Genomic DNA, 17,254 nt, shown 5'->3' on the forward strand with positions numbered 1-17,254 from the left:
GACCCATGACGAGCGAACCCATCCTGCGCAGCACGCTGACCTGTCCGCATTGCGGCCACCAGGCCACCGAGACCATGCCGACCGACGCCTGCCAGTTCTTCTACGACTGTCCGGGTTGCGGCGAACTGCTGCGGCCCAAACCGGGCGACTGCTGCGTGTTCTGTTTCTGGGGCAGCGTGCCGTGCCCGCCGATCCAGCAGCAGAAGGGCTGCTGCGGCTAGCGGCCCGACGATGGCTGCGGGTTGCGCGGCCGGGCGCCGCGTCGTGCATTGCCCTTCGCGTTCAGCGCATCGCAGCGGCGCTGCCGACGGGCGTCCGCCGGAACAGCGCATAAAGGAACTGCTGGGTGGTGCCGAACGGAGTCGCGTGGAACTCCAGCGTGCTGTCGAGCAGCGCGAAGCCGTCGCCGAGCGCGCGGGCAAGCCCCTCGGCATCGTAGCGGACCGTATCCAGACCGCTGCACTTCAGCGGGCCCTGCGGCCCGAAGGTGGCCAGTACCGCGTGGCCGCCCGGCTTCAGGGCACGGGCCAGCTGCTGCAGATAGCGCGCGCGTTGCTCCGCCTCGGTCAGGAAGTGGAACACGGCGCGGTCGTGCCACAGGTCGTAGCGGGCCTGCGGCAGCGGCGCGTCGAGCAGGTCGGCCGCCAGCCAGGTCACCGCGTCCGCCGCCTTGCCCAGGCGTTCGCGGGCGACATTCAGGGCTTCGGCGGAAATGTCGAGCACGTTGAGGTCGCGGTAGCCGCGCGCAAGCAGGTCGTCGACCAGGGTCGATGCGCCGCCGCCCACGTCGAGCACGGCGGCGCCGCGGTCGGGCGCGGCGCGCTCGATCAGCGCCAGCGAGGTATCCAGATGCGGGCGGTACCAGCTGACCGCCTCCGGTGCCTTGGTCCGGTACACCGTTTCCCAGTGCTGTTGCTTGTCGGTCATGGGCTGCTCCTCGGGAATGCCGCTGACGATGGATCAGTCGACCATGCCGTGGCTTTCGGCGGTGCCGAGCAGTTCGGGCTGCGTGGTGGCGCGTGCCCGCCGGTTCAGCAGCGGGTGCATGAACACCGCGGCCAGGATCACCGCCACGCCGGCGTAGAACCAGCCGTCCAGTTCATGCTGCTCGCCCAGCAGCACGATCGCCAGCATGATCGCGTAGACCGGCTCCAGGTTGGTCACCATCTGCGTGCCGAACGCGCTCATGTGGCGCAGCGCCACCAGCGCCAGCGTGAACGGCAACAGGGTGCAGCCGAACGACAGCGCCAGCAGCAACAGCGCATCGTGCGTGTCCGGCAGCATGAAGGCGGGGCCGGCATGCGGAATGAATGGCGCGAGCAGGGTGAGGAAGACGGTGCCGGTGCCCAGCTCGATGAAGGTCACCGTGAGCGGGTCGCCGTGCTCGACCAGCCGCTTGTTGAGCGAGCCGAAGAACGCCACGAACAGCGCCGACAGCACGCCCACCGCGATCCCCGCGCGCATGTCGTGCGGCACGCCGCCCACCACCATCATCACGCCCGGCACCACCGCCGCGCCGATCAGCAGCTCGCGCGGGTCGAACCTGCGCTTGGCGATCCACGGTTCGATGAAAGCCAGGAACACCGGCCCCAGCGCGATGCAGGTGGCGCCGACCGAGGCGTTCGACAGCTTGATCGCCGCGTAGAAAGTCAGCCAGTGCAGCGACACCAGCACGCCGATGCCGGCATACGCCCAGATCAGCCGCGCCGGCATCGCGCGCAAGCCGCGCCAGACCCGCGGCATCAGCAGCAGCGCCGCCACCACCAGCAGCATGCGCCACCACACCAGCGGCAACGCGGGCAGCGTGATCAACTTGCCGAGGATCGCGGTGAAGCCCCACAGCAACACGCAGAAATGAATCTGCAGACGGGCCTGGTTGACGGGTTGCATGGGGGTCGCACGAGGAGGAGTGCCGTCATTCTAGCGCCGGTCATCGTTGGCGACGTGCCTGATGCTTACTTCTTCGCCGCCGGTTTGCTCGCCGGTATCACCTTGCCGGAGCTGCGCAACTGCTGCAGCACGGCACGACAGGTGTTGTCGCCGTCGTCGCCGTGGCTGGGTGCGACCAGGGCGAGCAGGGCGGCCGGCGCGGCGACCGTACCGAGAGCGACGGCGCCGGCGCCGCGCGCCAGCAGCGGGCCGGCGTGCACGCCGACGTCCGGGTTCTTCAGCGTGCCACGCACGTACAGCGGCGAGCGCAGCGAGAACACACGGAAGCCTTTGGTGTGCGGTTTCACGTCCAGGTCGAGTTTTTCGTTGGCGAAGTTCACCGTGCCGGTGACGTTGATCAGCGCATCGTCGGTGTCGAACACGAACAGGCGCATGTCGAACAGGCCGTTGCTGGCGGCCATGTCGGCGGCCGCGCAGTTGATCTGCACGGTCTTGTCACCGAACAGCTTGCCGATGACGATGTTGCCGACGTTGAGGCCGGCGGTTTCCAGCAGGGTCTTGCTGATCGCACCGTCGTTCATCAGCAGCTTCAGCTCGCCGTTCGCGCTGCCGAGCAGGGCGGCGATGGAATTGCCCTGCGCATCGAGCGCGGCGTCGCCGTTGATCTCGCCGAAGCTGGTGCGCATCGGTTCGAAGGTCGGGAACAGCTGCTTGAGCCTGAGATGGCGCGCATCGAGCTTGAGCAGGCCGCGCATCGGTGTGCGGCTGCCGTCGAGGGTGATGTTGCTGCGCACGGTGCCGCCGGCCAGCCCGAAGCTCAGCGGGTCCAGGTACAGGGCGCCGTTGTTCATGACCAGATGGGTGGCGAGCGAGTCGATCGGCAGCGCCGCGCCGCGCACGATGCGCGCGCCGCTGAAGCTCACATCCGCATCCATCGCCTGCCAGCGCTCGGTGCGGAACGGTTCGACCGGCAGCAGCTTGTCGGCTGGCTGCGGCGTGGCGTCGCCGCGCTGCATTTTTCCGGCGTTGGCATCGGCGCCGATCAGCGGTGCCAGGTCGGCGAATTGCAGCAGCTTCGAGTGTACGTCGCCGCTCAACTTGGGGTGCTTGCCGCCGGTGACGAAGACCAGGTTGCCGGCCAGGTCGCTGCCGCCGACGCGGCCGCGGAAGTCCTGGTAGCTGTAACGGCTGCCGCCGCGATGCAGTGCGGCCTTCAGATGGCCTTCGGTGGCGTAGGGTGGCGTGTCGGGCAGGGTGAGGCCGGTGAGCGGATACAGCTTGGCCATGCTGGAGCCGGAGAACCACAGGCGCACGTCCAGCGCGCCCAGGTGCAGCGGATCGGTCAGCGTGCCCACGAGGGCGATGCGGCTGTCGCCGATACGCAGGTCGGCCTGCAGCGGGAACGGCCTGGTCGTATCCTGCAGCGCCAGCACGGCGCCGGTGCGGCCCTTGCCGGTAAGCGGACTGCCCTGGTAGCTGCCTTCGGCGGTCCAGCTGAACTGGTAGGTCGTCGATGCCGTAACCTGGCCGACCCGTTCCGGCGTGGCGTTGCCGCCGGCCATGGCCTTCTTCGCCGCGGCACCGACCGTCTTGCCGGCCTGCTCGCGCGCATCGCTGGATTGCTGCGCCACGATCTGCTCATAGGGGATGGCTTCCTGCAGCGGCTCCACCACCAGCTTCAGCTTCACCCGGTTGGCGGCATCGTCGAGAGTGATCAGGCCCTGGTCGAAACCGATCGTGCCCAGCTGCAGCTTCCAGGCGGAGGGTGCGGTGTTTTCCGGCGGCGCGAAATCCCAGCTGGCGCGCCCCGACTTGTCGCGCTCCAGGTCGGCGGTGGGGCGCACCAGCTGCAACGTGGGCACGTCGATGCGGTGCGTCAGCAGCGCCGGCAGCGACAGCCGGAAGCGCAGCGCGTCGAGGTGGGCGAACTGCGGCCGCGCGGCCCAGCCCGGGTTGGCGATGCGGATGTCGCGCGCGGTGAACTCGGGCCGCGGCAGCAGCGAGGCGAACCAGCTGCCGTGGCGATCGCGCTGCCAGTCCACGGTGAGCTCGCCATCGATCGCGAACGGGCGCCCGATCGCCTGGCTGACCTTGTCGGCGATGAACGGCTTCATGCGGTTCCAGTCGAACGTGGCGACGGCGACCAGCAGCAGCGCAAGCAGCACCAGCAGCGTGCCCGCGATCGAGCTGAGTACTTTCCGGCGGCGTTGCATCCCTCACTCCCGCGGCGGTGGGCCCGCGCGTCGCCTGGACGCGTCGAAGCATCGCCGCCAGTGATAGCCGCAGCGATGCATAGGCAGTGTCGTGATGGTCGACGGCTTTCAGACCCCGTTCACGCGCACTGGCCGGGCAGTTCCCGCGGCGGCTCAGGCGGCGACCTGGCTCTCCGCCCGCCGGCTGATGCAGTACACCGCCGCCGGCGGCAGGTTGAGCAGCGCGCTGCCGACCCGGTGGGCCTGCAGTTCCAGTCGCGCGAGCAGGGCCGACGGCAGCGGGCAGCGCGGGCCGTAGGTGAACTGGTAGAACATGCCGCCGCTGCGCAGCTGGCGCTCGAACACGCCCTGCACGATCGCTGCGACCTGGGCCGGCGGCATCGACAGCAGCGGCAGGCCGCTGACCACGGCACAGGCGCGCTCGTCGCCGAACAGCGGTGCGGTATCGCCGAGCCGGGCCGCGTCCATGCGCAGGATGGTCGCCTGCGGATAGCGCCGGCTCAGTGCATCGGCGAAATGCGGGTCGGCCTCAATCAAGGCCAGCCGGTGCAGCGGCACGCCGCGCGCCAGCAGGGCACGGGTCAGCGCGCCGGTGCCGGGGCCCAGTTCGATCACCGGGCCGTCCAGCGCACCGACCCGGCTGGTCATCAGCCGCGCCAGCGCGGCGCCGGACGGCGTTACCGCGCCGATCCCGCGCGGGTCGCGCAGCCAGGCACGCAGGAAGGCCAGGGTATCGTTCAATGGCATGCAGTGGTTTCCGCGCTCGGCTGGAGATGCAAGGTAACCGACGCGGGTGAACAAAATGTTTGCGGCGACGCGGCGGCCTCAATGCGCCGGTTTCGCCTCGCGCACCGGCACGTCGATGCTGCACAGGTCGACCTTGCCGGCCGGCCGGGCATAGAACGCGTTGTGGCCGTTGCGTTTCGCCTCGACCAGTGCGGCAAAGCTGGCGCTGTCGGTGCGCAGCACCTCGATCGCCGGGCGATCCTTCGCCGGGAGGTCGGCGGCCAGGCGTACCGATTCGATGGTGATGCGTTGCGCCGGCTTCGCGTAGAAGCCCATCGGTTCCGGCCCGCGCGGCAGGCCGGACAAGAGCGGCATGCCTTCCAGCACCCGGCCGGCCACGGCGAGGTTGCGATCCAGCCGGCGCGGCGCCTGGCCGATCACCGCGTACAGCGAACTGCCGCTGCCGGTTTCCGGCGCCACGTCGCGCGCCACGCCGACCATGCCGTAGCAGTGCGCCAGCCACTGCTGCCCGGCGGCGGGGTCGCGCGCCACCGGGAAGCCCTCGCTGAAGCCGACCTCGGGCGCGTACACGTCGCCGTCCGGCAGCGGCGTCCACGCCAGCTTCGGGTCGATCGCACGGGTGAATTCCGGCAGCAGCGTCTTGCTGGCCTTGCCCAGCGAACGGAGCTTGCTCTTGTCGCCGTTGTCGTCGTCGTTCGGGTCGCCCCATTGGGTGACGAAATTGTCCTGCACGCGGATGATCGCCAGCCCGTCGAAATAATGCCCACGCACCAGGGTGCGGATGTTCGCCGCGTGCAGCGGGGTGAAGTCCGGCGCCAGCTCGATCACCACGCCTCCGGTCGGCAGTTGCATGATTATCAGGTTCTGCGGGTCCGGCGTGCGCCACTCGACTGGCGTCGACTTGGCCAGGATCTCTTTCGTGGTCGGCGTGGGCTTGGCCTGCCCATCGGCGAGGGCAGGCAGTGCCAGCAGGCTGCTGGTCAGCGCGAGTGCGGCGATGAGGTGGCGGCTAAGCATGGCATTCCCCTGGTCAACGAATGGACAAGGGCTGCAACTTAGCAGAGTGCGGCTGGGGCATGACGCCAAAGTGCATGCCGGCGCGAAGACCGAGGCCCGTGCGACGGGGAAATGCCCTGTGCCCACTTCGCCAGACCACGGACAGCAAAGCATTGTGTGTCGTGGCCGGATCAAATACTCGCCAACGCACAGCAAGTGCGGACCGTGGGGTGTTGGCGAGCGGTTTGGCGATCTGCGGCAACGCCGCAGATCGCATCGGGAACACCCGGTTACCTGGTGATGATCACGTGGTGCATCGGCGCCAGTTTTGCCAGCAGCTTGTTCTGCGCACGGAACGGGACCCCGTGCTTGTTCATCGCCGTCTGCAGGTCTTCTACCAGCGCGTTGAAATTCGTGCGGTTCACGCCCATGCCCTTGTGTACCGAGGCCATGTCGCGCCCGGTATAGGTGCATGGTCCGTCGAGGATCACGCAGAACTGGTCGACGAGCTCTTTCTTGATGTGCTCGCGGTCGGCGTTGGCGAAGAATGGTCGGGTGACCGGGTCGGCCATCAGGTTGTCCATGAAATCGTTCACCAGCGTGACGAGCCCGGGTTTGCCGCCGAACTCGTCGAAGACCGGTTTGAGCGCCGGGTCGCGTGGAGCCGAGGCGGCCTCCGTGGTGGACTGGTCCGACTTGGCGGGCGCATCCTGCGCGAGGGCGTGATGGCTGATCAGCAGGCCGGCGGTTAGCGCGGCGGCGGCAAGGGAATGCTTGAGCATGGGCTTGATCCTCGTATCGGATGATGGGGTCGTCAGAAGCCGACCTGCACGGACGCGTACAGGCCGCGCTGGTTGTCCTTGATCACGATGTTGCCGAGGTTGGCGTAGGCCAGCGTCAGCGAGACGTGCTTGGTCGGCGCCCACGCGACGAAGGCGTCGTACCAGTCGTTTTCCTTGGCGATGCCGAGGTTGTTCGGCTTCTGGCGGTATTCCGCGCCGATGGCCCAGTTGCGGCTGAGCAGGTAGGCGACCGAACCTTCGAATTCGGCCTGGTAGCTGTCGTGCTTGTCGCCTCCGAAGCCGAGGATGCCGATCTGGTTCGCCTTGGTGAAGCGCAGCGTGGCGTTCAGCAGCAGGCTCTGCGACAGGAACAGCTTGGTCGCGCTGACGTAGTAATCGGTGCCTTGCGAACGCTTGGCGCCGACGAACTTCACCACGGCGTCCTGGTTGTTCTTCTTGTACTGCATGCCGACGGACACCTGCGGCACCCAGCTGTCCTGGTCGAGCACGGCGTCGCCGAACAGCCGCACCTTTGCGCCGAGCACGTTCTGCCTGAAGGTGAAGCCGTTGCCAAGCCCCAGCAGGCCGCCCACCTTCTCGGTGTCGAAGCGTTGCTGCGCGAACGAAATTTCCACCCGGTCATACAGCCCGACCATCACGCCGGCGTCGTCGAGGTGGTAGTCCTGCGCGTTCACGCGGGTGTAGAACGCGTTGGCGCCGATCTGGTCATTGGTGCCGTAGCCGCCGATCAGCGCCCATGGCGTGAGGCCGCCGCCTGCGGCGCCGCCGATTTCCGAGACGCCGCCGGTGAGCAGCAGCTTGCCGCTGACACCGGCCGGCGTGCTCGAGCCGCCGTCGTCCGCGGCGGCCGTCAGCGAAACCAGTGCGCCGGCCAGCACGAGCCCACCGAGCGCGATTGCCCGGTTCATACGATGCTTGTACATGAATTTCTCCTCCCGTGTCGGCGCGACACTGCGCCGCACATGCAGGTACGGGGCATCGGGGCGGGCGGATGCAGCGCGACGATCATCAATGCATCAGGGCGATGTGCCAGGTGCCGTTGATGCCATCCCCGCGTTGGTCGCCAGGCTTCGCGTCACCCGCATAGCGGTACAGCGGATGGCCTTTGAACGCCCACTGCAGGCTGTGGTCGGGGCGTGCGGTCACGCTGAAGCCTTCGCTCGCCGTCACGTTGGCGTCGGCCGCATAGGGCGGCCACAGGCTGGCGCATGGACCGCTGCATTCGCTGCGCCCGCTGTCGCCGTCGGCATCGAAGACATACAGCGTCATGCCACGGGCGCCGACAAGCTGGTGCTGCGCATTGGCGGTCGGCGGCGGCTGGGCGGCCATTGCGAGCGCCATCATCATGGCGCCGACGACCAGCCAACCTGAGAGGAACAATGAACGTTTCATGGCGATACTCCGCGAGTGGATGGAAATGCCGGCTTCAGCGCAGATACGCAGCCCGTGTCTCCGCGGATGCGGCATCCGTGGCGTTTTTCATGGACTCGACCCGGCCGCTTGCCACTGTTGCGGCAGCTTGCGCAGCTTCGACACGTCGCAGTCGAGCGGCTCGACGCGCGCGACCATTGGGAAGGACGCCAAAGCTGGTGCGAGTCCGGGAAATCAGAGGGGCGTACGGAGTTCTGATGCGCGGGGTGTCGTGCCAAGTGGCCGGTTGGCCAAGGCATGACTTAAGGCCCATGCACTAGTGTCAAGTTCGTACTACAGTTCACTCAACGCCATGCGGCAGTACGGGTGAGCGACGTGGATGACAGCGCCAGCCAGTTGAAGAAGTTCCAGAAGGAGCTTTCCAGCGGCACCGTGTCGCTGGTGCTGCTGGCGGTGCTGGGGCAGTCGCGCCAGCCGATGTACGGCTACCAGATCGCCAAGCGGCTGGAAGAGGTGGGCGAAGGCGTGCTGGCCGGCAAGCAGAGCGCGCTGTATCCGGTGCTGCGCAACCTGGAGGCGGCCGGCCTGCTGGCCAGCGAAGTCGAGCCCTCCGTCAGCGGGCCGCCGCGCCGCTATTACCGCATCACCAAACCGGGGCGCGAGGTATTGCGCGAATGGGTCGCCGCGTGGAACGCCACCCGCGATTCCGTCGATAACGTCTTGCAAGGAGGGGTGTCATGAACGCGCCACGCACCATCGCCGAATACCTTGAACAACTGCGTGCCGCGCTGCGCGGCGCCGATCCGGCGCTGATCCAGGACGCGCTGTACGACGCCGAGGAACACCTGCGCGCCGAGCTGGCCGAGCAGCCCGGCCGCAGCGAAGCGGCGATGCTGGAACACGTCGTCGGCAGCTACGGCGCGCCGGACGAGGTGGCCGAGATCTACCGCGATCAGGAGATCAGGATCCAGCGCGCGCTGCGTCCGCCGCCGCCGCCGAAGCGGCGTTCGCTGGCCGGGCGCTTCTTCGGCGTGGCCGCCGATCCGCGCACCTACGGCGCGCTGTTCTACATGCTGCTGTCGCTGGCCACCGGCATCTTCTACTTCACCTGGGCGGTGACCGGCTTGTCGCTGTCGGTGGGCTTGTCGGTGCTGATCATCGGCCTGCCGTTCATCGTGCTGTTCTTCGGCAGCGTGCGCGTGCTGTCGCTGGTGGAGGGGCGCATCGTGGAGGCGATGCTTGGCATGCGCATGCCGCGCCGGCCGGTGTACCCGACCACCGGCATGACCCTGCTGCAGCGCATCGGCAGCATGTTCACCGACGTGCACACCTGGACCACGCTTTGCTACATGTGGCTGATGCTGCCGCTGGGCATTGCGTATTTCACGTTGGCCGTGACTTTGCTCAGCGTGTCGGTGGCCTTCATCGGCGCGCCGCTGGCGATGTTGTTCCGCGACGACAGCTGGGTGTCCTGGCCGCGCCAGGTCACCGTGGACTGGGGTTTCGGCGCACATGTGCCGGGCTGGGGCGATGCGATCGCGATGTGCGTGATCGGCATCGTGCTGCTGTTCGCCACCCTGCACCTGGCGCGCGGCCTCGGTCGGCTGCACGGGCATGTCGCCAAGCACATGCTGGTACCGCGCGCGGCGGATTGAGCGTCGCCCAGTTACCATGCGGGCTTTGCCGGACCGACCGCCGATGCCCAAGACCTACGACCGCGCCTATTTCGACAAGTGGTATCGCAACCCGCGGCACGCCGTCGCCTCGCCGGCGGAGCTGAAGCGCAAGGTCGCGATGGTGGTGGCGCAGGCGGAGTACTACCTCGGCCGGCCGGTGCGCAACGTGCTCGACGTGGGTTGCGGCGAGGCGACCTGGCGCGCGCCGCTGCGTGCATTGCGCCCGGGCATCGCGTATCGCGGGCTGGATGCCAGCGAATATGTGGTGGCACGTTACGGGCGCAGCCGCCACATCGGCCTGGCGCGCTTCGGCCAGCTGGAACAGCTGCGCTTCGACATCCGCTTCGACCTGATCGTGTGCACCGACGTACTGCATTACCTGAGGCCGGCCGAGATCCGCGCCGGGCTGCAGGGCATCGGCGAGATGCTGGAGGGCGTGGCGTTCCTGGAAGTGTTCACCAGCCGCGACGACGTGGCCGGTGACCACCACGGTTTCGTGGCGCGCGCGCCGGCCTGGTACCTGCGCGAGTTCGGCAAGGTGGGCTTGCTGCCGTGCGGCTCGCATTGTTATCTCGGGCCGCGGCTGGAGCGCCACGTCGCGGCGCTGGAACGGGCGCAACTGCCGGCCTGACGCCCGGATTGCGCTCCCGCCAGGGAATCCGGCCGCGGGGCGTTTTCGTCCGCTATTCCACCGTCTTGTGCTTGTAGCGGCACAGGTCGCGGATCGGGCAGTGCGGACAATCCGGCTTGCGCGCCTTGCACACGTAGCGGCCGTGCAGGATCAGCCAGTGATGGGCGTCGCGCTTGAACTCGGCCGGCACCACTTTTTCCAGCTTGTCCTCCACCGCGCGCACGTCCTTACCCGGCGCCAGGCCGGTGCGGTTGGCGACGCGGAAGATGTGCGTGTCCACCGCGATGGTCGGCTCGCCGAAGGCGGTGTTGAGCATCACGTTGGCGGTCTTGCGGCCCACGCCGGGCAGCGCCTCCAGCGCCTCGCGCGTGCGCGGCACTTCGCCGTGGTGCTGTTCGACGAGGAGGCGGCACAACGCGATCACGTTTTTCGCCTTGGCGTTGAACAGGCCGATCGTGTTGATGTATTTCTTCAGTCCTTCCTCGCCCAGTTCGAGGATCGCCTGCGGCGTGTTCGCCACCGGATAGAGTTTCTTGGTGGCCTTGTTGACGCCCACGTCGGTGGCCTGCGCCGACAGCACCACGGCCACCAGCAGCTCGAACGGCGTGGTGTAGGCGAGTTCGGTGGTGGGGTGCGGGTTCAGCTCGCGCAGGCGGGTGAACAGTTCGACCACGTCGGCGCGCTTCACGGATTCGGCTCCTGTCGTTTTGCCTTGGCGCGCGCCAGCGCGGCCAGCACCGGGTTGGCCGTGGCGAGAGTGTCCACCGCCGCCTTGCGCGCGGCCAGCTCGGCCTCGCGCTCGGCGGCTTCGCGCGCCAGCCGTGCCTCGCGGCGCCGGAAATGTTCGCGCGCCGCGTCGGCATGCGCCTGGTCAATTTGCGCGGGCGGCATCGGTTCCAGCACGATGCAGTCGACCGGGCAGGCCGGCACGCACAGTTCGCAGCCGGTGCAGTCGTCGGCGAGCACCGTGTGCATGAGTTTCGACGCGCCCACGATCGCGTCGACCGGGCAGGCCTGGATGCACTTGGTGCAGCCGATGCAGTCGGCCTCGACGATGCGCGCCAGCATGCGCGGTTTTTCCGTGCCGCATGCGGGGTCCAGCGGCAACACGGGGCGCTGCAGCAGCGCGGCGAGTTTCGCGATGCCGGCGTCGCCTCCGGGAGGGCAGCGGTTGATGTCCGCCTCGCCGCGCGCGATCGCTTCCGCATACGGCCGGCAGCCGTGGTAGCCGCATTGCTCGCACTGCGTCTGCGGCAGCACGGCGTCGATGCGGTCGGCGAGGGTCACGAGCTCAGTCATCGTGTGCAGGTGCTTCGGTTTTGGCCCCCAGCTTGCCCCATTCCGCATAGGTGTCCGGCGGAGTCGCTTTCCAGTGGTGACCGCACGACTTGCAGCGTTCTCTCCACTTGAGAGCGGGCCATATCGGCAAACCCAGGAAGCATCCGAAGAAAAAGGCCCAGCCGCGATAGTTGGGGTTCTCTTCGATATCGCTGCTGTGACAACGTGGGCATTGATCGTCGTCTTCGACGCGATAGTCGCCGCGCCTCCAGTGATCGAGCACGTCACTGGCCTGTTCGAGGCATGCATCGGGCACCATGACGACCGAGCCACCGAACGCGATGACCTGGTACCACTTGAGACGCGACAGACCGTTTTCAAACACGAAGGCGGTACAACCTTCCTCACGCAACAAACCGGCGACGATTTCTGCCTCGGTGTGGTCGAAGGATTGGTGGACGCATCGCATGTGCGATCTCTCAATCAGCGCACGGTGGCGCCTGGCTTGGCGCCCGGGTCGGCGTCGAGCAGGAACAGGTCGCTGCCGCCGTCGCCGGCCGAGAGGATCATGCCCTCGGACAGGCCGAAGCGCATCTTGCGCGGGGCCAGGTTGGCGATGAATACCACGTTGCGGCCCACCAGTTTCTCCGGCTCGGCGTAGGCGGCGCGGATGCCGGAGAAGATCTGCCGCGTGCCCAGCGCGCCGGCGTCCAGTTCGAAGCGCAGCAGCTTGTCGGAACCGTCCACGAACTCGCAGGCGGTGACCTTGCCGATGCGCAGGTCGAGCCGGGCGAAATCGTCGATGCCGATGGTGGCGGGCGTGGCCGGGGCCGGCTCGGCGATCGCGGCGGCGGGTTTGGCGCTGTCGTTCATGGCTTTCTTCTTTTTCGGGACGGCGGGGGCTTCGGTGGGGCCGCCGAGCGAATCCTTCGAGGCCTCGACCATGGCCTCGATGCGCTTGGGATCGATGCGGCCGAGCAACGGCTCGAAGGCTTGGATGGCGTGATTGCGCAGCGCGGCGCGGGCGTCGTCGAAGTCGGTGATCGGCGCGGCCAGGAACTGCTCGGCGGCAGCCACGGTGATCGGCAGGATCGGCTTGAGCATGCCGGCCAGCAGGCGGAACGCGGTCAGCGCAAACGAGCACACCTGGTGCAGCTCGTCGCGGCGGCTTTCGTCCTTGGCCATCGCCCACGGCGCCTTGGCGGCGATGTGGCCGTTGACCAGGTCGGCCATCAGCACGAAGCGGCGGGTAACCTCGGCGAAGTCGCCGCTGTCGTACAGCGCGGCGATGCCGTCGTAGTGTTCCAGCAGGGTGTTCCACAGCGCGGTTTCCTCCGCGCTGAACTGCGGCGCCAGGCGGCCGCCGAAATGCTTGTGCACGAAGCCGGCGGTGCGGCTGGCGATGTTCACCCACTTGCCGACCAGGTGCGAGTTGACGCGTTCCTCGAACGCCTTCAGGTCCAGATCCACATCGACCGGCGCGTCGCTGAGCATGCTGGCGAAGTAATAGCGCAGGAATCCCGGATGCAGGCCGGCGTCCAGGTAGGTGCGCGCCTGGATGAAGGTGCCGCGCGACTTGGACATCTTCGCGCCGTTCACCGTGAGATAGCCGTTGACGTGCAGCGCGGTCGGCGTGCGGAAGCCGGCGCCGTGCAGCATCGCCGGCCAGAACAGGCCGTGGAAGTTGATGATGTCCTTGCCGATGAAGTGATGCAGCTCGGCGCTGCTGTCGGCAGCGAGGAACTCGTCGAACTTCAGTCGCGTGCGGTCGCACAGTGCCTTGAAGCTGGCCAGGTAGCCGACCGGCGCGTCCAGCCACACGTAGAAGAACTTGCCCGGCGCGTCGGGGATCGGGAAGCCGAAGTAGGGTGCGTCGCGCGAGATGTCCCAGTCCTTCAGGCCGCCGTCCAGCCATTCGCGCAGCTTCGCCGCCACGCCGCTGTTCGCCACCGGCTTGCCGTGGGTGAATTTGCCGGCGAACCAGTCGCGCAACAGGCCCTCGAACTTGCCCAGTTCGAAGAAGTAGTGCTCCGAGTCGCGCAGCACCGGCGTGGCGCCGGACATCACCGAGGTCGGGTTGATCAGGTCGGTCGGCGCGTAGGTGGCGCCGCAGTGCTCGCAGTTGTCGCCGTACTGGTCCGGCGTGCCGCAGTTCGGGCAGGTGCCCTTGATGTAGCGGTCCGGCAGGAACATCTGCTTTTCCGGGTCGAACAACTGCTGGATCTCGCGCCTGGCGATGTAGCCGGCGTCGCGCAGGCGCGTGTAGATCAGCGTCGACAGCTCGCGGTTCTCTTCCGAATGGGTGGTGTGGTACTGGTCGAACGCCACGCCGAACGCGGCGAAATCCGCTTCGTGGCCCTCGCGGATGCCGGCGATGAACGCCTCCGGCGTCATGCCGGCCTTTTTCGCAGCCAGCATGATCGGCGTGCCGTGCGCGTCGTCGGCGCAGACGTAGGCCACCTTGTGGCCGCTCATCCGTTGTGCGCGCACCCAAATGTCGGCCTGGATGTAGCCCAGCAGATGGCCCATGTGCAGCGGGCCGTTGGCGTAGGGCAGGGCGTTGGTGACGAGCAGGCGGCGACTCATGGGGCGTATTCCGGTGATGACTGCGCATTATGCCATGGCCGCCCGGCCGCACCGGCCGTGGGCGGGGCTTCCGGCGCGATCCGGGCTTGTTTGGCGGTGCGCTGCGACGATCCGTTCGATTACGTGTTTATACGCATTTGTGTACATTTATGCGTGTTTGTGGAAGTGGAGTAAGCGTGCAGACAAGCAGCATTCCCCTGACGGCAGACGTGCGGAACGGGCTGGCATCGGCCATCCGCGCCACCCGCCTGGTCTTCCTGGTCTCCGGCATCGGCATGGCCGCGTGGGCGCCGATGGTGCCGTACGCGAAGGCGCGGCTCGGCCTCGACGAGGCCGGTCTCGGCATGCTGCTTCTGGCTTTCGGCGGCGGCTCGATGCTGTCGATGCCGCTGGTCGGCTGGCTCACCCATCGCTTCGGCAGTCGCCGAGTGATCGGCGTCGGCGGCTTGCTGCTATGCCTGGCGCTACCGCTGCTGGCGCTCGCGCCGGGCGTGGCCACGCTGGCGCTCGCCCTGTTGTATTTCGGCGCGGCGCTGGGTGCGGTGGACGTGGCGATGAACGCGCATGCGGTGGAGGTGGAGCGGCGCGATGGCCGTCCGCTGATGTCGGGCTTCCACGGGCTGTTCAGCATCGGCGGCTTGAGCGGAGCGGCGGGCATGAGCCTGCTGCTGGCGCTGGGCATGCCGTTGACCGCCGCCGCCGTGGCGATGGCCGCGCTGCTGGCGGTCGTGCTGGTGACGCAGTGGCCGCGCCTGATCGAGCACGTCGACGCTGCCGGTGAACGCGCGGCGTTCGGCATGCCGCGCGGCATCGTGCTGGCGCTGGGCTTGCTGTGTTTCATCAGTTTCCTGGCCGAGGGTTCGATGCTGGACTGGAGCGCGGTGTTCCTGCGCGACTTCCGCGGCTTCTCGGTGGCTTCCGCCGGCATCGGTTATGCCGCCTTTTCGGTGGCGATGGCCATCGGGCGGCTTGGCGGCGACCGGATCGTGGCGCGCTTCGGCCCGGTGCTGACCGTGCGCCTGGGTGCTTGCACCGCGGCGGCAGGCTTCCTGCTGGCGTCGATGCTGGCGTGGCCGCCGGCGGCGCCGATCGGCTTCGTGCTGGTCGGGCTGGGCGCGGCCAATATCGTGCCGGTGATGTTCGGCGCGGCCGGTCGGCTGCCGGGCACCTCGCCCGGCATCGCCATCGCCACGGTGACCGCGCTGGGTTACGCCGGCCTGCTCAGCGGCCCGGCGCTGATCGGTTTCCTGGCCCAGGCCAGCAGCCTGCCGGTGGCGCTGGCGGCGGTGGCCGGGTTGCTGTTGCTGACCGCCGCCTCGGCAAGGCTGGTGCGGTCGTGAGTGCGCCGCGCTTCGACACCGTGGTGTTCGACCTCGGCGGCGTGCTGCTGGACTGGAACCCGCGTCATCTGTATCGCCGGCTGTTCGACGACGAGGCGGCGATGGAGCGTTTTCTGGCCGAGGTCTGCACCGCGCACTGGAACGAGCGGCAGGATGCGGGGCGACCCTGGCGCGAGGCCATTGCCGGGCTCAGCGCGCAGCACCCGCAGCATGCCGGGCTGATCGCCGCCTACCGCGAACGCTGGGACGAGATGCTGCGCGGGCCGATCGAGGGCAGCGTGGCCATCCTCGACGAACTGCGCGCACGCGGCGTGCCGCTGTACGCGCTGACCAACTGGTCGCAGGAAACTTTTCCGCTGGCGCGGCAACGCTACGGATTCATGGCGGCCTTTCGCGGCATCATGGTGTCGGGCGAGGAGCGGCTGATCAAGCCCGATCCGGCGATCTTCCGCCTGTTGCTGTCGCGCCATGGCCTGGAGGCCGCGCGCACGGTGTACATCGACGACGCGCCGCGCAACGTCGAAGCCGCGGCACGGCTGGGCTTGCATGCGCTGCACTTCCGCGATCCTGCCACCCTGCGCGCCGAGCTGTGCCGTACAGGCCTGCTGGAGGCGGCGCATGGCTAAGCCGCCCCTGCCTGGCGAGCTGCTGCCGCAGGAGCGCCAGCACGAGATCCTGCAGCGCTTGCGCAGTCGCGGGCGGGTGGTGGCGGCGGAGCTGGCGGTAGAGTTCGCGGCGTCGGAGGATTCGATCCGCCGCGACCTGCGCGAACTGGCCGCGCAGGGATTGTGCCGACGCGTCTACGGCGGCGCGCTGCCGCTGTCGGCGGCGGTCGCGCCGCTGCAGCAGCGGCGCGGCGAGCAGGTCGGCCGCAAGCTGGCGCTGGCGCGCAAGGCGGCGAGCCTGGTGCGCGAAGGGCAGGTGCTGCTGGTCGACGCCGGCTCCACCAATGCCGCGATCGCCTCGGCGTTGCCCGAACGGATGGGGCTGACCGTGGTCACCAACGCGCCGGACATCGCGCTGGTGCTGATCGAGCGCGAAGGCTTCGAGATCCTGCTGCTGGGCGGCCGCATCGACCCGCACATCGGCGGTGCGGTGGGTGCGCAGACCCTCAAGGAACTGCAGCGCGTGCGCGCCGACCTGTGTTTCCCCGGCGCCTGCGCCATCGACGCGGGCACCGGCCTGTGGGGTTTCGACAGCGAGGAGTCGCTGCTGAAACGGGCGATGGTCGAGGCCAGCGGCGAGACCGTGGTGGTCGCCACCAGCGATAAGCTCGGTACCGTGGCGACGCACCAGGTGGCGGGTATCGGCGAAGTGCAGCATCTGGTGGTCGAGCACGATGCCGGTCGTGCGCTGCGTGCAACCTTCAGTACGCATGGTCTGGCTGTGCATCGGGCCGATCCGGCAGGATGAGTCCGGCGGCCTTGCCCGCGTCCAAAAAAAAGGTTCATCGCGCCTTACCGGGAAAGGCGGCCTTGATTTTGAGGAAGAAGTAAGCGGAGTCGCGGTAGCCATAGGCCATTCGCTTGATGACCTTGATGCGATTGTTCATGCCTTCCAAGACGCTGGTGTTGAGCCGGTAAAGGGCACTGGCGACGATGCCATCGATGTACGGCGCCAAGCGTTTGGCGAAGGCGACCAGGGGTGGCAGCTGGCTATCCAGGGCAAGGCGATACCACTCGTTCCAGCGGCGATGGGCCTCGTCTTCGTCCGGCGCATACCA

The 17,254-nt window shown here is 68.0% G+C and carries 20 protein-coding genes; 7 read left to right on the top strand and 13 right to left on the bottom strand.

Features of this window, described 5'->3' with window-relative positions; genetic code table 11:
• Positions 1–5: 5 nt before the first annotated feature.
• Complete coding sequence (locus RHOOR87_RS0114470) at positions 6–221, top strand: GDCCVxC domain-containing (seleno)protein (RefSeq protein WP_007512887.1); 216 nt, start codon at positions 6–8, stop codon at positions 219–221.
• A gap of 61 nt (positions 222–282) precedes the next feature.
• On the opposite strand, the gene RHOOR87_RS0114475 is transcribed toward RHOOR87_RS0114470, so the two are convergent.
• From RHOOR87_RS0114475 to RHOOR87_RS0114510, 8 genes are all read right to left on the bottom strand, one after another.
• A complete protein-coding gene (locus RHOOR87_RS0114475) occupies positions 283–927 on the bottom strand; it encodes a class I SAM-dependent methyltransferase (RefSeq protein WP_027485402.1) in 645 nt (214 codons plus the stop codon).
• A gap of 33 nt (positions 928–960) precedes the next feature.
• Positions 961–1,890, bottom strand: a complete 930-nt coding sequence (locus RHOOR87_RS0114480) for a DMT family transporter (RefSeq protein ID WP_015447294.1) — start codon at positions 1,888–1,890, stop codon at positions 961–963.
• A 65-nt stretch (positions 1,891–1,955) separates the two neighbouring features.
• Positions 1,956–4,103, bottom strand: coding sequence for an AsmA family protein (locus RHOOR87_RS0114485; RefSeq protein ID WP_015447295.1), 2,148 nt, complete (start codon positions 4,101–4,103; stop codon positions 1,956–1,958).
• Between the two features lie 153 nt (positions 4,104–4,256).
• Complete coding sequence (locus RHOOR87_RS0114490; RefSeq protein ID WP_007512896.1) at positions 4,257–4,850, bottom strand: hypothetical protein; 594 nt, start codon at positions 4,848–4,850, stop codon at positions 4,257–4,259.
• A 78-nt stretch (positions 4,851–4,928) separates the two neighbouring features.
• Complete coding sequence (locus tag RHOOR87_RS0114495) at positions 4,929–5,867, bottom strand: peptidylprolyl isomerase (RefSeq protein WP_015447296.1); 939 nt, start codon at positions 5,865–5,867, stop codon at positions 4,929–4,931.
• A gap of 269 nt (positions 5,868–6,136) precedes the next feature.
• The gene (locus RHOOR87_RS0114500; RefSeq protein ID WP_015447297.1) at positions 6,137–6,628 is read right to left on the bottom strand and encodes a group 1 truncated hemoglobin; all 492 of its coding nucleotides are present in this window, start codon (positions 6,626–6,628) and stop codon (positions 6,137–6,139) included.
• Positions 6,629–6,660: 32 nt separating this feature from the next.
• A complete protein-coding gene (locus tag RHOOR87_RS0114505) occupies positions 6,661–7,572 on the bottom strand; it encodes a DUF3034 family protein (RefSeq protein WP_015447298.1) in 912 nt (303 codons plus the stop codon).
• A gap of 85 nt (positions 7,573–7,657) precedes the next feature.
• Positions 7,658–8,116, bottom strand: coding sequence for a hypothetical protein (locus RHOOR87_RS0114510; protein WP_231378337.1), 459 nt, complete (start codon positions 8,114–8,116; stop codon positions 7,658–7,660).
• Between the two features lie 279 nt (positions 8,117–8,395).
• On the opposite strand from RHOOR87_RS0114510, the gene RHOOR87_RS0114520 reads away from it, so the two are divergent.
• Genes RHOOR87_RS0114520 through RHOOR87_RS0114530 form a run of 3 tightly spaced genes read left to right on the top strand, consistent with a single transcriptional unit; the run spans position 8,396 to position 10,327 of the window.
• A complete protein-coding gene (locus RHOOR87_RS0114520) occupies positions 8,396–8,761 on the top strand; it encodes a PadR family transcriptional regulator (protein ID WP_027485403.1) in 366 nt (121 codons plus the stop codon).
• A complete protein-coding gene (locus RHOOR87_RS0114525) occupies positions 8,758–9,675 on the top strand; it encodes a sensor domain-containing protein (RefSeq protein ID WP_027485404.1) in 918 nt (305 codons plus the stop codon). Before RHOOR87_RS0114520 ends, RHOOR87_RS0114525 begins: the two co-directional genes overlap by 4 nt.
• Positions 9,676–9,718: 43 nt before the next feature.
• Positions 9,719–10,327 (top strand): class I SAM-dependent methyltransferase, encoded by a 609-nt coding sequence (locus RHOOR87_RS0114530; RefSeq protein WP_027485405.1) that lies wholly within the window; start codon positions 9,719–9,721, stop codon positions 10,325–10,327.
• 52 nt (positions 10,328–10,379) lie between these two features.
• Here RHOOR87_RS0114530 and nth read toward each other — a convergent pair whose 3' ends face one another.
• Genes nth through metG form a run of 4 tightly spaced genes read right to left on the bottom strand, consistent with a single transcriptional unit; the run spans position 10,380 to position 14,191 of the window.
• Positions 10,380–11,015, bottom strand: a complete 636-nt coding sequence (nth, locus tag RHOOR87_RS0114535) for an endonuclease III (RefSeq protein WP_007512910.1) — start codon at positions 11,013–11,015, stop codon at positions 10,380–10,382.
• Positions 11,012–11,626 (bottom strand): RnfABCDGE type electron transport complex subunit B, encoded by a 615-nt coding sequence (locus RHOOR87_RS0114540; protein WP_027485406.1) that lies wholly within the window; start codon positions 11,624–11,626, stop codon positions 11,012–11,014. Before RHOOR87_RS0114540 ends, nth begins: the two co-directional genes overlap by 4 nt.
• A complete protein-coding gene (locus tag RHOOR87_RS0114545) occupies positions 11,619–12,074 on the bottom strand; it encodes a DUF2007 domain-containing protein (protein WP_015447303.1) in 456 nt (151 codons plus the stop codon). The genes RHOOR87_RS0114540 and RHOOR87_RS0114545 overlap by 8 nt, the downstream gene beginning before the upstream one ends.
• A gap of 14 nt (positions 12,075–12,088) precedes the next feature.
• Positions 12,089–14,191 carry a methionine--tRNA ligase gene (gene metG, locus RHOOR87_RS0114550; RefSeq protein ID WP_015447304.1) on the bottom strand — a complete coding sequence of 701 codons (2,103 nt, stop codon included), beginning with the start codon at positions 14,189–14,191 and terminating at the stop codon, positions 12,089–12,091.
• A 176-nt stretch (positions 14,192–14,367) separates the two neighbouring features.
• On the opposite strand from metG, the gene RHOOR87_RS0114555 reads away from it, so the two are divergent.
• From RHOOR87_RS0114555 to RHOOR87_RS0114565, 3 genes are read left to right on the top strand one after another with little or no spacing between them, the layout of a single operon-like run.
• A complete protein-coding gene (locus RHOOR87_RS0114555) occupies positions 14,368–15,531 on the top strand; it encodes an MFS transporter (RefSeq protein ID WP_015447305.1) in 1,164 nt (387 codons plus the stop codon).
• Complete coding sequence (locus RHOOR87_RS0114560) at positions 15,528–16,157, top strand: HAD family phosphatase (RefSeq protein ID WP_015447306.1); 630 nt, start codon at positions 15,528–15,530, stop codon at positions 16,155–16,157. The genes RHOOR87_RS0114555 and RHOOR87_RS0114560 overlap by 4 nt, the downstream gene beginning before the upstream one ends.
• On the top strand, positions 16,150–16,944 hold the full coding sequence (locus RHOOR87_RS0114565; RefSeq protein ID WP_015447307.1) for a DeoR/GlpR family DNA-binding transcription regulator: 795 nt from the start codon (positions 16,150–16,152) through the stop codon (positions 16,942–16,944). Before RHOOR87_RS0114560 ends, RHOOR87_RS0114565 begins: the two co-directional genes overlap by 8 nt.
• Positions 16,945–16,978: 34 nt before the next feature.
• On the opposite strand, the gene RHOOR87_RS0114570 is transcribed toward RHOOR87_RS0114565, so the two are convergent.
• Positions 16,979–17,254: transposase (locus RHOOR87_RS0114570; RefSeq protein WP_027485408.1), on the bottom strand; the 276-nt coding region annotated here is incomplete at its 5' end.

Source organism: Rhodanobacter sp. OR87, assembly GCF_000473345.1.
GTDB lineage: Bacteria > Pseudomonadota > Gammaproteobacteria > Xanthomonadales > Rhodanobacteraceae > Rhodanobacter > Rhodanobacter denitrificans.

Excerpts from the sequence above, each read along its gene's own strand:
- RHOOR87_RS0114495 (WP_015447296.1), bottom strand. The coding sequence starts at position 5,867 with ATGCTTAGCCGCCACCTCATCGCCGCACTCGCGCTGACCAGCAGCCTG.
- RHOOR87_RS0114510 (WP_231378337.1), bottom strand. The coding sequence starts at position 8,116 with ATGCCGCATCCGCGGAGACACGGGCTGCGTATCTGCGCTGAAGCCGGC.
- RHOOR87_RS0114545 (WP_015447303.1), bottom strand. The coding sequence starts at position 12,074 with ATGCGATGCGTCCACCAATCCTTCGACCACACCGAGGCAGAAATCGTC.
- RHOOR87_RS0114505 (WP_015447298.1), bottom strand. The coding sequence starts at position 7,572 with ATGTACAAGCATCGTATGAACCGGGCAATCGCGCTCGGTGGGCTCGTG.
- RHOOR87_RS0114540 (WP_027485406.1), bottom strand. The coding sequence starts at position 11,626 with ATGACTGAGCTCGTGACCCTCGCCGACCGCATCGACGCCGTGCTGCCG.
- RHOOR87_RS0114525 (WP_027485404.1), top strand. The coding sequence starts at position 8,758 with ATGAACGCGCCACGCACCATCGCCGAATACCTTGAACAACTGCGTGCC.
- RHOOR87_RS0114480 (WP_015447294.1), bottom strand. The coding sequence starts at position 1,890 with ATGCAACCCGTCAACCAGGCCCGTCTGCAGATTCATTTCTGCGTGTTG.
- RHOOR87_RS0114470 (WP_007512887.1), top strand. The coding sequence starts at position 6 with ATGACGAGCGAACCCATCCTGCGCAGCACGCTGACCTGTCCGCATTGC.
- RHOOR87_RS0114475 (WP_027485402.1), bottom strand. The coding sequence starts at position 927 with ATGACCGACAAGCAACAGCACTGGGAAACGGTGTACCGGACCAAGGCA.
- RHOOR87_RS0114530 (WP_027485405.1), top strand. The coding sequence starts at position 9,719 with ATGCCCAAGACCTACGACCGCGCCTATTTCGACAAGTGGTATCGCAAC.
- RHOOR87_RS0114565 (WP_015447307.1), top strand. The coding sequence starts at position 16,150 with ATGGCTAAGCCGCCCCTGCCTGGCGAGCTGCTGCCGCAGGAGCGCCAG.
- RHOOR87_RS0114485 (WP_015447295.1), bottom strand. The coding sequence starts at position 4,103 with ATGCAACGCCGCCGGAAAGTACTCAGCTCGATCGCGGGCACGCTGCTG.
- metG (WP_015447304.1), bottom strand. The coding sequence starts at position 14,191 with ATGAGTCGCCGCCTGCTCGTCACCAACGCCCTGCCCTACGCCAACGGC.
- RHOOR87_RS0114500 (WP_015447297.1), bottom strand. The coding sequence starts at position 6,628 with ATGCTCAAGCATTCCCTTGCCGCCGCCGCGCTAACCGCCGGCCTGCTG.
- RHOOR87_RS0114490 (WP_007512896.1), bottom strand. The coding sequence starts at position 4,850 with ATGCCATTGAACGATACCCTGGCCTTCCTGCGTGCCTGGCTGCGCGAC.